Origin of the sequence: Crocosphaera sp. (assembly GCF_030064895.1) — a bacterium.
GTDB lineage: Bacteria > Cyanobacteriota > Cyanobacteriia > Cyanobacteriales > Microcystaceae > Crocosphaera.
Window position 1 is genome coordinate 12751 of sequence record NZ_JASJEB010000044.1, and the last position, 13804, is coordinate 26554.

General features: G+C 36.1%; 11 protein-coding genes and 2 pseudogenes. 7 read left to right on the plus strand and 6 right to left on the minus strand.

The genetic code is table 11. The features are described 5' to 3' along the window. Positions 1–123 precede the first annotated feature (123 nt). The 3 genes from QNJ66_RS11875 to QNJ66_RS11885 form a co-directional block, all read right to left on the minus strand. On the minus strand, positions 124–2340 hold the full coding sequence (locus QNJ66_RS11875) for an alkaline phosphatase PhoX (protein ID WP_300506894.1): 2217 nt from the start codon (positions 2338–2340) through the stop codon (positions 124–126). Positions 2341–2666: 326 nt separating this feature from the next. Next, the gene (locus tag QNJ66_RS11880; RefSeq protein WP_300506895.1) at positions 2667–4655 is read right to left on the minus strand and encodes a DNA phosphorothioation-associated putative methyltransferase; all 1989 of its coding nucleotides are present in this window, start codon (positions 4653–4655) and stop codon (positions 2667–2669) included. A 35-nt stretch (positions 4656–4690) separates the two neighbouring features. Further along, positions 4691–5386 (minus strand): Uma2 family endonuclease, encoded by a 696-nt coding sequence (locus tag QNJ66_RS11885; RefSeq protein WP_300506897.1) that lies wholly within the window; start codon positions 5384–5386, stop codon positions 4691–4693. A gap of 68 nt (positions 5387–5454) precedes the next feature. Here QNJ66_RS11885 and QNJ66_RS11890 point away from each other — a divergent pair. Further along, a pseudogene (locus QNJ66_RS11890) lies at positions 5455–5691 on the plus strand (hypothetical protein). Between the two features lie 174 nt (positions 5692–5865). After that, positions 5866–6168 carry a hemolysin XhlA family protein gene (locus QNJ66_RS11895; RefSeq protein ID WP_300506899.1) on the plus strand — a complete coding sequence of 101 codons (303 nt, stop codon included), beginning with the start codon at positions 5866–5868 and terminating at the stop codon, positions 6166–6168. Positions 6169–6176: 8 nt separating this feature from the next. Here the strand turns inward: QNJ66_RS11895 and QNJ66_RS11900 are convergent. The 3 genes and pseudogenes from QNJ66_RS11900 to QNJ66_RS11910 form a co-directional block, all read right to left on the minus strand. Continuing rightward, positions 6177–6446, minus strand: a pseudogene (locus QNJ66_RS11900) (type II toxin-antitoxin system YafQ family toxin). Between the two features lies 1 nt (position 6447). Beyond that, positions 6448–6708, minus strand: coding sequence for a type II toxin-antitoxin system RelB/DinJ family antitoxin (locus tag QNJ66_RS11905; RefSeq protein ID WP_300506901.1), 261 nt, complete (start codon positions 6706–6708; stop codon positions 6448–6450). Positions 6709–7065: 357 nt separating this feature from the next. Then, complete coding sequence (locus QNJ66_RS11910; protein WP_300506903.1) at positions 7066–9327, minus strand: NACHT domain-containing NTPase; 2262 nt, start codon at positions 9325–9327, stop codon at positions 7066–7068. Positions 9328–9500: 173 nt separating this feature from the next. Between QNJ66_RS11910 and QNJ66_RS11915 the strand changes: the two genes are divergently transcribed. The 5 genes from QNJ66_RS11915 to pruA all read left to right on the plus strand — a co-directional run bounded on the left by QNJ66_RS11915 (position 9501) and on the right by pruA (position 13794). Continuing rightward, entirely contained in the window at positions 9501–9707 is a 207-nt protein-coding gene (locus QNJ66_RS11915) for a hypothetical protein (protein WP_300506905.1), read from the plus strand. Between the two features lie 18 nt (positions 9708–9725). Next, a complete protein-coding gene (locus tag QNJ66_RS11920; RefSeq protein WP_300506908.1) occupies positions 9726–10064 on the plus strand; it encodes a hypothetical protein in 339 nt (112 codons plus the stop codon). Positions 10065–10151: 87 nt separating this feature from the next. Further along, on the plus strand, positions 10152–10361 hold the full coding sequence (locus QNJ66_RS11925) for a 2-oxoisovalerate dehydrogenase E1 subunit beta (RefSeq protein ID WP_300506944.1): 210 nt from the start codon (positions 10152–10154) through the stop codon (positions 10359–10361). Beyond that, positions 10358–10603, plus strand: coding sequence for a type II toxin-antitoxin system HicA family toxin (locus QNJ66_RS11930; protein WP_300506911.1), 246 nt, complete (start codon positions 10358–10360; stop codon positions 10601–10603). Before QNJ66_RS11925 ends, QNJ66_RS11930 begins: the two co-directional genes overlap by 4 nt. A 218-nt stretch (positions 10604–10821) precedes the next feature. Continuing rightward, positions 10822–13794, plus strand: coding sequence for an L-glutamate gamma-semialdehyde dehydrogenase (gene pruA, locus QNJ66_RS11935; protein WP_300506914.1), 2973 nt, complete (start codon positions 10822–10824; stop codon positions 13792–13794). Positions 13795–13804: the final 10 nt, after the last annotated feature.

The following is a 13804-nucleotide window of genomic DNA, read 5'->3' on the forward strand; positions in this document are numbered from 1 at the left end:
TTCTAGTTGAGGAGGGTGGGGAGGGTGGCAGCTGTGGGAGGTGTGGGAGGAAAGATAGCAAAACGATAAAGAGGTTTTGACAATCGGATTTGGTATCAGAAGCGTGAAATCAGAAGTTGATAATTATTTATTCACCGATCTAACAGCAATAACCGCAGGCCGAGGAGGATCATTAACTTGTTTACCTGGCCAGTTAGAACCCAGAGGAACAGTTCTCGTTTGCTTAAACTCCTCCCCTGACGTGGTTAAGATAGAAAACTCTCGCACTTCGCTGGCCATATTTTGACGGGTTCCATAAGCTTCCCCGGGATGTTGTACAGCTAAAAATAGGGTTTGTTGATCCTCTGTCAACCAGGGGCCAGTCATTTCTACTTCCATCGGTCCGATCGCAAAAGGAAAGGCCATCCCTTTATTTTCTCCCTGAAGGGGTAAATACCAGACAGTATTGTTACCAAAAATTCCCACTAGACTACTTGTCCCCACTGCTTCCCCATCTTGAACACGCTGTTTAATTTCTCTGTTATGACGACTGGTAGACATATCCGTAACCATCCATAAGTCTCCCTTTTGATCAAACATGAGGTTATCCGGGTTAGAAAAACCCATCCCTCCTAAAGCAGGTTCTCCTCCTGTGGCTAAAATATCCCAACGAAAGGTCATGGCCGCTGGATCGTTTCTATCTTCCATGATCTTCATGATCCAACCATATTCATAATTTATTTCCCCATTGGGACCACGAAACACACCTTGATCTGGCCCACCGTCACCCCCAGGAGTCCCGGAAGTAAAGGTGATAAATAAAGTGCCATCTTTGCCTATCTCTGTGTCTTCTGGACGCGCTGTACAGGTGATTCCGGCCGCATTGGCGGCAAAATGAGCGTCGATTAAAATTGCTCCTTGTTTTTCCTCATAAGTTCCCGTATAGAGATCCCCCAAGGTTTTGAATCGGTTCTTAAAGGGAATTATTTCTTGATCTTCCGTAACTTCCATAATTCCTCCAACCCTGCGATCGCTGTTGGGTAAGGTGACTAAACCTCCTTGCACTTTTGAGGGTAAGACCGGATTAACAGGGGTTTCTGGAGTCAAGCGCACCCATTTTCCTGTTCCGTCGGGGTTAAAAACGGCACCGTATAACATTCCTGAGTCCATGCAGCAGGAGTTATTTTTATCTTTGGGGTCAACAATGGTTTTCTCTGAGACGAACTTGTAAACATGGCCGCCTCTGCGATCGCATCCTGAGTAAACAGCTAATTTTTTGCCACTTTCGGCGCGAAAGGCCACTGCTTCGTGACGATAACGCCCCAACCAAGTATGTTTTGTCCCATAATCATTTTTATCGCTGGGATCAACTTCTAGCATCCAACCGTATTTATTGCCGGCTAAACCGAAGACATTACCTCTTCCATCAATATTCCTTTCGTTCATCACAAAGGGAGTTTCAGAGGGGTCTAAGGAGGAACCATCGGCCCTGACTGGTTCAGGAACTTGATTTTGAATATTTTCTTCTGCACTGAGAACAGTTCCCCAGGGTGTGGTTCCTCCGGCACAGTTTTGGTTGGTTCCGATAATTTTACTGCCTAAACCATCGTCATAACCCTGTTTATCTTGTTTCTCAAACACTCTGATTCCTGGGCCTGTTGTTTTGAGATAACGACCATCTTTTAACCCGGATATTCCAGTAATGCGTCTATCTGCGTCTGAATGGGTGCGTTCCCATTGTCCTTGAGCATTTTTTCTTAGGGAAATTATCCCCATTCCTTGATCGATTAAAGCTTCAGCCGCGATCGCTTCTATTTGTGCTTTGATGGGGTCATTTTTGGCTAAGGCAAAGGCATTAATTTGCCCATTGTTTTCATCTGCGATCGCCTGAACTTCGTCAAAAGGAAGGGATTTACCGATCACTTTTTCGTAGGTTTCTCTCCAAGTTTTACCGCTAATGTATTCAAAGTTAATGGTTAAAAATCCTTCATTGGGTTTGGTTTCAACGAAGGATAAGTAATCATTATTGTAACCGAAACGTGAATCTCCTACTTTGTCTCCCCATTGGGCAATTACATCATAAGTAAAGCCTTCTGGTAAGACTACATCGTCCATGACTTCATAAGTCTTATAGCTTAATTTTTGTTGTTGCTCACTTAACTTTTCAATGGTTAAGGGAATGGGTATTTTAACTGGGGTAAATGTAAAAGATTGGCTGGCGTTAAAGATTGTTTTAACTGTTTCTTTACCTTCAGCAGCAACCATAAAGGAAGAGGATAAAGCCTTAGTTCCTTGAGATAATAAGACTGTCCCTGTACTCACACCTAAAAATTTTAAAAGATCCCGTCTGTTCATTTTCATAAACTCTCCTTAACTTTATTAATAAGGCTTTCTAGACGGAATACTTTAACCTATTTTTTCCTTTTTTTCTTTAGTCTATTCTTAACCTTTTAATTATTGGAGAGAGGAAAAGGGAGCATCCCATTTTTGCAAAAAACTTATTCTTGGAGTTTGACGGGGAGACGGGGAGATGGGGAGACGGGGGGAAATTAATCAGATCAACTATTATCAATCAAGGACAATTTGTAGCTTTGGGATGCTCCCGAGGAAAATTATATTTAAGGGTAACATGAAAATTCGTTTTGGATACCAAAGTAGTTTTTTTCGATCAAAAAAACCTTAACTATCTACAAGTTAGAGTGGTTAAAATCCTCCAATGTTAAATTATGTTCTTGTAAACATTTTAACCATCCTTGTAAGCGGTTGACTTGACGATAATCATCTAATAAACCGAGTTCTTGTGTTTTTTGGGTTAATTTTTTAAAGGTTTCATACAAAGGATAATCAGGAGAAACTAAACTATCTTTGTAATGTAGAATAGGGGGGTCTTCATCTTCTATATAATCAGAATAATTAACCCGTAAATTATTTAATTGAATTTGCATCCGACTATGAAGACGGGGGTGAGGAGTTTCGTCAAAATCGGGATAATATAAGTAGGTTATTTTAGGAATACGCCAAGAAAACTGGATAACGTTTGCTTCTTCTAATCTTCCCACGGTACGACTAGCACAACCTTCGTATAAACGCAATAAAGGTTCTAAATTATCTAAGACACTAATATGAATCAGTAGGGAATTTTTCAGTTTTCTACCTACGGTTTGTTTTTGGCAAAGTTGAGCAATTATTTCTAAGTTTCCTACTTGATATAACATAGCATCAGCCATAATACAAGCACTATTATAACTGCCAAATAATGACTTAATATCTTGCTTAACTTCTGGAGATAATTCTCGCATTTTTGGACGGCCATCAAATTGACTTAAGGCAAGATATAATAACAAATCTTGACGACGTTTTTCGGTAATCATATCCCAATCATCTTCTTGAGTAACTTGTAAAATAACTTTGAAAGCTTGACGAAAACTTCTAAATTCTTCTTTTAATTGTACCTCATTTTTTAATTCTCCTTTAGCTGGTAGTCGTCCCCGTTCGGTGTAAAATTCCATTAAAGGTTGTAGTAGGTTTTCATAGTCTTCAAACCGTCTTACTTTGGTAATTAATCTAGGGGTTTTTGCCCGAGAATGAAAGCGAGAAGCACGGAATTTTTGTGCCTCTATTTCATCGCGAAAGACTAAATAAATTCCTAATCCTATGGGAATAGAATCAACCTCTAAAACTTGATCTATATAAAATTTTAGTTCTTCTTGTTCATAATATTTCTGGAAGGTATTGCGACTGGTAATAATGCCATCGCCATAGGCAATAACACCTCTCTCTCTATCATCGATTAAAACTTGTGCAGAAACAATTAAAACTTTATTAGTTAATTGCCAAGCATTGAGTAACGCTTCTCGTCTCTCGTTGACATCTTCAATTACATTAATAACATAACCTAAGTTGACAATATCAGCAATTTGTTTGTGATTATCGGGACAATAATAGGGGTCCCATCCTTTACTTTTATAACCTGCTGCTGCTATTCTTTCTACGTCACCTCCGTAACCACATCCATAGTCAAAAAAGCTAGTTTCTTCATCAAATAATAATAATTCTAAAGCTAAACGAATAGGACGAGAAAAGGCATTTCTAGGAATAGCTGCTTTATGTCTTTCGATTTCAATACTAAAGGTTTCTTTGGGAAAAACAGGACAATTACAAGCTAAATAATGTCCTTCAAAAATAATACGTTTTCTTTCTAATCTTTTTTCCCATTGTTCTTTGGTACCGATGGGTACATTTAAGTTTAATAAGTCTAATTCTTCCTCCATTTTAGTCAAATGGGCAAAAGTTTCATAGTTAGGATATTCAGGGGTTATAAAGTTTTCTTTTCTATGTAAAATTGGAGGATTTTTTTTATTTTTATAGTCCCAATAACTAATTTGCTCTGTATCTAGATTAACGACAATACTTAAGCTTAATGCTGGATGAGGCTCGTTATCAAATTCTGGATAAAATAAATAAGAAATAGTGGGTTTATCGGTAGCAAATTTAATAATTGTTGCCCCTTCAATTTTTTCGGTTAGTCTAGCTTTTTTTTCGTATTCTTGTAATCTTATATCAAGAGAATCAATGGCACTGACATGAACATATAAAGCAGTTGGTAACTGTTTACCGATGGAACTTTTTTTACAACAGATAATAATTTCTTTAAAATAATCAGTGGTTAAAAACATAAAATATTATGGATAATAATTTAAAATAAAAAAGATTATTGTTCAGATAAATCTCCAAATTTTTGACGATATTTTTCTATCATAGCTTCCATTTCAGAAACTTTTTTTCTTTCTTGTTGTAACTCAGTTTCTTTTTGTTGTAACTCAGTTTCTTTTTCTTGTAAAGCTGTAGCTAATTCTTCAGGAATCAATAATTTTTCTCCTGTATCTTCTCGATAGAATCCTATTAATTGACCTTCAACCTTTAAGATTAACTTTAAAGGTTCACTACGATTATCCTCAATAATTTCATAAATATTATTTCTTAAACGATAACCTTTTAATTGTTCAGGAATCCATTCTCCTTTAGGATCAAATAACCAATATTCCTTAACCCCTAATTGTTCGTATAATGTCTTTTTAAACTCTTGATCTTGATTTTTTGTCCCTGGTGAGGTCATCTCAAAAATAACTTGAGGAACCTCTTTTTCTTCCCAAATTTTATAATTATCTCTACCCCCAGGTTCTACATTAAAGATGATCATAACATCAGGAGCAACTCTCATTCTGGGTAGTCCCTGACTATAGTACATAAATTGATTGGCTAAAACAGTTGCTTTTTGTCCTACTAAATATTGTTTGAGGACTTCTAAGGTGGTTAAAATAGCGTACAAATGAATATAGGTTTCTGCCACAGGTTCTCCGTCTGAACTGGGATAAATAATATCAGTTTTTGCAACGGTTTCTAACATAAACTTAAGACTCTTATGGTGTTAAACTGGTCGTTAACGACCGGATCTGATGAACATTGTACGAAAAAATGCTCAAGAGAGAGTGGTTAATATTTCATTATATGATTTTTTGGCTTTAATGACCAGCAAATAGCGATATTGATTTTTTAAGTGATTATGATTTATCTAAAACAAGTTCTTGGTTTCCTATGGGTTTAATTTTAGATTTAGAAACTTTATTAAACCGTAAAGTTGATATAGCAACGGATGATTCTTTACATTATTTTATCCGTAATAAGGTACTTGAGAAAGCAATTAAATTATGAAATATTCTAGTATTTATGAAAGATTCTAGTATTTATTTAATTCATATTTGAGATTGGTTATAAAGTTTTTAATGTAAACACAAACATTAGAGAAACTTACCCCTAAAATAAAAGTAGTCCCCTGGTGGCCACCAAGGGGACACAAAAAAATCACTATTAGTAGGAGTTTAACTCATGAATGAACCATCTACCGTTACTTATCCCACAGCAGACATTCTATCGCGCATTGAAGACAAGTTAGATAAGCTTCAGGATAAGATAGATAAGCAGTCAGAAAAGATAGGAGCGATCGAGGTTAAATTGACAGCAGTTGAAACAGAAGTTAAAAACCTGAATAAAGATGTCAACGAATTAAAAGGATCAACTAAGGCACAAATTTGGACATTGATCGGAATTTTAGCCACTGCAATTCTAGGTTTAGGAGCGGCAGTAATTAGATTCTTTGCTACTACCCCACCCTACTATAATATTTATTAGATTTAATTTTAATTGAAAAGATCACTATGACTACCTGTTCTAATTAAAATCAATTCTGTTGAATTTCTCTGATAAATTAACAACCAGTCTGGTTCAATATGACATTCCCAGTAAGAAGACCAATTACCTGTTAATTGATGATTACGATAACGTATCTCTAGATTATTTCCTGCTTGTAAATAATTAACGATGACTTCAAGCTTATCAATATTTTTTCCTCTTTTTTTAACTCTTTTTAAATCTTTTTTGAATTAATTGGTAACAACAATATTTAGCAATTTACACCTCTAAATCGTCACAAATATCAGCAAAACTTGTATAACTGCTTAAGTTTTCTTTATGGTTTAATTCTTCTATCGCTTCAATGGTTGTATTATTAAGATTTCTATCAATAAAAGGAATATCTTTTGTTGTTGCAACCTGACGATAAAATAACTCTATAGCTTCACTTTGTGTGATCCCAAACTGTTCAAAAACTGACTCAGCTATTTTCTTAGTCTCGGAATCAATAATAATGTCTATGGATTCTTGTTTTTTCATGATTGTAAATTTAATACTTTGATATTAATTATAGCATCATCTAAATTGTAGGGTACATTAACCAAGTGTAATTCACCAAATTTTACCAGATATAATCAATTAATTAGTGGGTTACGATTGATTATTATATATTATTTATAATCTAAATTCTAGCCATCTAACCTACCCTACTGGACTACACTATAACTATAATAAGCGATAACCTATTGTTTAATTGATAAGATAATTTTATTTTCTGCATAACCAATTTTGTTTTTAAAATAGGTTTTAACATGGGCTTAATAGTGTTAAAAAGCTACATAAACTTTGGAAATAATTGTGATTCGTAGGTGTTTAATATGATTTAAAACTACCAACTTAATCATAATTCAAATCAGCAAAGGGTAAGAACAAAGTATCCTCAATTTCTTCTCTCACTTCTCGACTAACATAACACTCACTATTTAAACACTTCATTAATAATTGATTAGCGGTTAAATATTGCTTGAGTAAGTCAATTTGCTGCTGGTTAAAGTTCCATTCATGACCAATATTTCGATATTTAATCATTGCTTCTCTTAGTTCTTTTCTCCAAGCTGCACTATTATTTTTCCACCACTGATTTTTTTTATATTTATCTTCATCACTATCTGGTAATTGTTGTTGTAATTTTTCTAATATTTCTTTTAGTTTTCCATCTACACAGTTTTGTATAGCATTGGAGAGGGAGCGGTTTAACGAGAAGGAGAGGTCGCGGTAGAGATCGAGGTAGAGGGAGAAGGAGAGGTTGTAGTCGCGTTGGAGGTCGCGGTCGCGGTGGAGGTTGTAGTCGCGTTGGAGGTCGCGTTGGAGGTCGCGGTCGAGGTCGCGGTCGGGGTCGAAGGAGTAGTAAAATTGTCTAATAACTGCAATTTTCTGATCTGCTTCCACTGAATTACTTTTATCTCTTACCCATACTAAATATTCTTGTAATCTTGTTTCATTTGCGAGCAATTTATCAATATTATGTTTCATTAACAATAATAAACGATCCGCAGGTTCTAATAGAGTTGCTGTTAATAAAAAAACTTCTTTCCATCGTTTTTCAAATACATGACCTGCTAAACTAATTAAAGCATTTTCTAACTCATTGGGATTAGAAATATTAGCAATTTTTCGAGAGGTAAAATACTCTTGAAATGTAAGGTGAGAAAAAGAATAAATTCCTCTTGCTCTTTCTACTAATAAACCGTGTTGTGCTTCAATAGATTTGAGAACTCCTTGACTATCAATATCTAACTTTGTCTGTTCTTTTGGTGCAGTGGGTAAATTACAAATATATTCCCCGATATAACTTTCAATGGTTCTTTGTTTAAAGAAATATTCCTTTTTATCAAAAGTTTTAAAAGCAATTTGACTCAGTAAACCTTCTTTTCGTTTAGGAGTCAATTCTTTATACACTTGTTGACGATAAATATAGCGTTTATCATCCCATTTTCTTAATAAAGTATTAGTTGCTCTAGCGTATAAATCTGCTCTATCTGAGGGAAAATTACCTGAGTCTTCAAACTCTAAACATAATAGAGTTAACAGCAAAGGATTATTCGCTAATTCTTTGATAGTAGAATTATTTTTTAACTGTTCTAGAAAATGTTTTGGATATTCAGGTAACTGTTTAATTTTAAACCAACTGTTCACAAAATTTTTAATTTGCTCATCATCAAAATCTGCAACTTCGACTTCTGTAAACTGAGTAAAAGTATATTCTTTCGCTGCAATACGACAAGTTACTGCAAATTGATTCTTATGATAAAGGTTATAAAAATTTTCAATATTTCTGATTACTCTTTCATTATCTTCTTCCTTCACTTCATCTAAACCATCTAGTAATATTAATCCTCTTCCTGCTGTTAATATTCTCTCTAATTTTTCAGAAGCATTAGTTATCTTACAATCTTTCAACCATTTAATCATATAACTGGATAAATCTGGACTATTTTCGGCTTCTGCATATTTTTTGAGGGGAATAAAAATGGGTATTTTCGTTTCAACAAATTCTCCTCGAGTACATTGTATAGCTAAATATTTAAGAAACATCGTTTTTCCCACACCAGGTTTGCCTAAAATCATCAATTTATCATATTGATTAACTGCTTTTAAACCTAAAACTCTTTTCTGTTTAATCTTGTTTAAACCAAAGCGATCAAATTCATCCTTTTCTAAATTACAGTTCTGGAAAAGTTCATCTAAATTAAATCCTCTGCGACCAATAATTTTTTCTAAAATATTAACTTGAGTGTAAATATCATTTAACTCAATGGGTCGACTCATATCTAATACTCGCATTGTACCGCATTCTTTTTCAACACTGTTTTTAATAGATGTTCTAATTTCTTCTACGAGTTCATCTATTCCTTTTTCTTGTAAGTGGATTTTATATGATGTTTGTATTTCAACAATATCTATCCATTCCAGTTTTAAAGCTTCACAAATATTAATAAATTTCTGCTTATCAATTGCTTTTCCTTTTAAAAAATTACTAACCACAGGACGAGAACAATCTGCTAAATCTGCCAAAATTTGTTGTGTCCAACCTTTCTTTTTAAATTCTTGTTTAGCTACTTCAAGTCCTTTTTTTGAAGCAATATAAGACCTTTCCATTTATTAAATATAATCCTTAATCATAAAGTCTAAACAGTTCTAAATTATTGAAGCAAAATTCTTTTACATAAGTTTTACATCACTCTACTTAAGTTTAACATATTTAGATGAATACTGAACTAAGATAAAGATGACGAAGGAATACTTAAAATACGATCAAGAATTAATCAAAAATGTCTAGCACTAATTTTGTAGCATCCTCCGAATTGGAACAAACGATTAATGAGCTAGTAACTCTCACCGGTAGCAGTTCAGAAACCGAACTCCTACAGAGAGCCATCGCCTTGATGAAAGTCGCAGCAGAAGCTCAACAAAAGGGACAAAAAATTTTGATTGCAGATCAAGACAGAAATCCTCAATATGAACTGCAAATATTTTAATTGACATCTAGCAAAATTATGAGTGATAATCCTGAGAAAAATACTCCAACTCAAGGTCTTCCTGTAATCTCTGTTACCGATTTAGCTAAGGGTTGGAGTGGGAGTCTTGCCATAGAAGATCCTACCGACAAGGCCCATCGTCTTAAGCAAGAAGCGTATGAAGCTTGTCATAGAAGATGGAGGTTAAACTTTATTATTTTTGTCGCAATTCTTGGTCTATGCTCTGTGTTTTATTTATGTTTTTCAACTCTAACTGATCCCAAAACAGGTATTAATGATAAGAGGTGGGCAACTGTATTTGTTAGTTCTATTGTAACCGGTAGTATTGGATTTTTAACAGGCAAAGCGATTAGCTGATTTATGACGATAAAAAGAGTTTAGCACCTTAACTTATTAACTACTATGAAAAGTTTAAACAACTACACAGTTACTTTATTTCCTGCTATGACTGAAATTATTTTCTTAGTTGAATCTGATAATGACAGTGGTTATATCGCCCAAGCATTAGGAGAATCAATTATTACTCAAGCTGACGATTTAGAGACATTAAAAAAAGAGGTAAAAGATGCAGTTCATTGTCACTTTCCCGATGAAGAGTTGCGTCCGAAAACTATTCGCCTTCATATTGTCCAAGAAGAGTTATTTGCTTCATGAAATTACCTAGAGATTTATCGGGTCAAGATTTAGTAAAAAATTTAAAAAAACTTGGCTATAAAGTGACCCATCAAACAGGTAGTCATATTAGATTAACAACTGAACAGCAAGGAGAACATCATATCACAATTCCTGCTCATAACCCCCTTAAAGTTGGCACATTAAACGCAATTTTACGTAATATTAGTAATCATTTTCAGTTAAATAGAGATGAATTACTTCATAAACTATTTGAAAAATAAATTTTATTTTTTTATCTGTCTTTAAATTCATTTCTAATAACAATATACTATTTTTTATTGATTAAACCTTGTCGTTATTGACTCTTCTCCTTAACCGTATATTACGAGACAATCTTAAGGTAAAATTAAGAAAGAAAGTAAAATTAGATACTTTTACTCAACATTACCCTTAAAAATTCCCAAACGCCTCACACACTATGATAGGAGAGTATTAAATTTTGGTAGTACAACTAGACTCTAAAACCTACGAAAAACGAACCCAGGAAATAGCAAAGGAATTAATCGCCCAAACCCGTGAAAAACGCTCACTTTGGTCTAAACTAGGCGACCAAATGCGTCTAGATGATAAATTGTTGGACTTTGCTATGGCTAACCCTGGTTTAAGGGTGCAATTGTTCCATTTTATCGATACTTTACCCGCGCTACAAAGTAATGCAGAAATAGCCCATCATCTGCAACAATACTTAGGAGATGAGTCCGTAGAATTACCCAGTTCATTAAAAGGTATTCTTAACTTTACTGATTATAATTCCCTTCCTGCTAAAGTAGCAGCCGAAACCATCAGTAAAGCGGTGCAAACCTTAGCATTCAAGTATATTTCTGGAGAAACTGTACCCCAAGTCATTAAAACCGTCGAACGTCTCAGAAAAGAGAAAATGGGCTTTACTATCGACTTATTAGGAGAAGCAGTTATCACCGAAAGTGAGGCCAAAGCTTATCTTGATAGTTATCTCGACTTGATGGAAAAATTAGCTACAGAATCGAAAAAATGGTCAAATGTAGCCCAAATAGACCAAGCAGAAAATGAAAGCTTATCTAAGGTTCAAGTTTCGGTAAAATTAACCGCTTTTTATTCCCAGTTTGACCCAATCGATCCCGAAGGAAGTAAAGAAAAAGTCTGCACACTCATACGTATTTTACTGCGTCGGGCCCAAGAGTTAGGGGTTGCCATCCATTTCGATATGGAACAATATGTTTACAAGGATCTAACCCTATCTATCCTCAAGGAATTATTGTTAGAAGAAGAGTTTCGCAACCGTAGCGATATTGGTGTTACCTTACAAGCATATTTAAGAGACTCCAAACAAGACTTATACGATCTCATTGCTTGGGCCAAACAACGAGGTACTCCCATCACCATCAGATTAGTTAAAGGGGCGTACTGGGATCAAGAAACCATTAAATCTGAACAAAATCATTGGCCACAACCAGTATATAACCAAAAATCAGCAACAGATGTTAACTACGAAGAGATGACCCAATTATTATTGGAAAATCATCAATATTTGTACGCTGCCATCGGTTCCCATAACGTGCGATCGCAAGCAAGGGCCATTGCCATCGCTGAAACATTAAAAGTCCCCTCTCACGCTTTCGAGATGCAGGTATTATATGGTATGGGGGATCAGTTAGCCAAAGCATTAGTTAAAACAGGGCATCGTGTGCGAGTTTATGCGCCTTACGGTAACTTATTACCAGGAATGGCCTACTTAATCCGTCGTTTACTTGAAAATACCGCTAATAGTTCCTTCTTACGGCAAAATTTAGAAGAAAGACCCATAGAAGACTTAATCGCCCCCCCAACGGTTTCGGGAAGTGGCGAACGCAGCTCACAAAAAGAAAGTTTTGTCAATGCCCCTGACACAGATTATTCTCGGGATGTTTTACGGGAAAAAGCAGAGAAAGCTTTAGCTAAAGTCAAAGATAGTTTAGGTAAGACCTATTTACCCTTAATTAACGGGGAATATGTGCAAACAGACTTGATTGTTGATTCTTTGAACCCATCCAACTCTTCAGAAGTGGTGGGACAAATTGGCTTAATTTCCATTGAGCAAGCAGAACAAGCTTTAAACGTAGCCAGAGAAGCATTTAAAGACTGGAAGAAAACCCCTGCTACCCAAAGAGCTAATATACTGAGAAAAGCTGCCGATTTGATGGAAGAACGCCGTAATGAGTTATCCGCTTGGATCTGTGTAGAAGTCGGTAAAATATTGCAACAAGCAGACGCAGAAGTATCCGAGGCCATCGACTTTTGCCGTTATTATGCCGATGAAATGGAACGGTTAGACAAAGGTTATAACTACGATGTAGCCGGAGAAACCAACCGTTATCATTATCAACCCAGAGGTATCGCCTTAGTTATCTCTCCCTGGAACTTTCCCTTTGCCATTTCAACAGGAATGACTGTGGCAGCCTTAGTAACAGGAAACTGTACCTTATTGAAGCCAGCCGAAACAGCTACAGTTATTGCTGCTAAAATTGCCGAAATATTAGTAGATGCAGGTATTCCTAAAGGAGTATTTCAACTGGTTCCTGGTAAGGGTTCCAAAGTAGGGGCTTATATGGTCAACCATCCCGATGTACATTTGATCGCCTTTACTGGTTCAAGGGAAGTAGGTTGTCGCATCTATGCCGATGCAGCTATCTTGCAACCCGGACAAAAACACCTGAAACGGGTTATTGCAGAGATGGGAGGCAAAAACGCTATCATCGTTGATGAAAGTTCAGACCTCGATCAAGCCGTAGCAGGGGCTGTTTTCTCAGCATTTGGCTATAGCGGTCAAAAATGTTCCGCAGCTTCCCGTATCATCGTTTTAGACCCCGTTTACGATGCGTTCTTAGAACGGTTTGTGGAAGCAACTAAGTCCTTGAATGTGGGGGCAACAGATCAACCCTCTACCCAAGTTGGGCCAGTGATCGACGCAACGGCACAAAAACGCATCCTAGAGTACATCGAAATAGCAAAACAAGAGTCAACCCTTGCCCTGCAAATGGAAGCCCCTGACAACGGTTTTTATGTGGGTCCCACCATTTTTGGGGATGTCTTACCGAACCATACTATTGCCCAAGAGGAGATATTTGGTCCAGTGGTGGCGGTGACGCGAGTTAAAAGCTTTGCCGAAGCGTTAGAAGTTGCCAATGGAACCGACTATGCTTTGACCGGGGGTTTATATTCCCGAAGTCCCGAACATATCGAACAGGCCCAGCAAGAGTTTGAAGTGGGTAACTTGTACATAAACCGAACTATTACCGGGGCGATCGTTTCCCGTCAACCTTTTGGTGGGTTCAAGTTATCTGGTGTGGGTTCCAAAGCAGGAGGCCCCGACTACTTATTACAGTTCCTCGAACCTCGTCATATTAGCGAGAATATTCAGCGTCAAGGGTTTGCACCCATAGAAGGCAACGAATAACCTGTAGGGT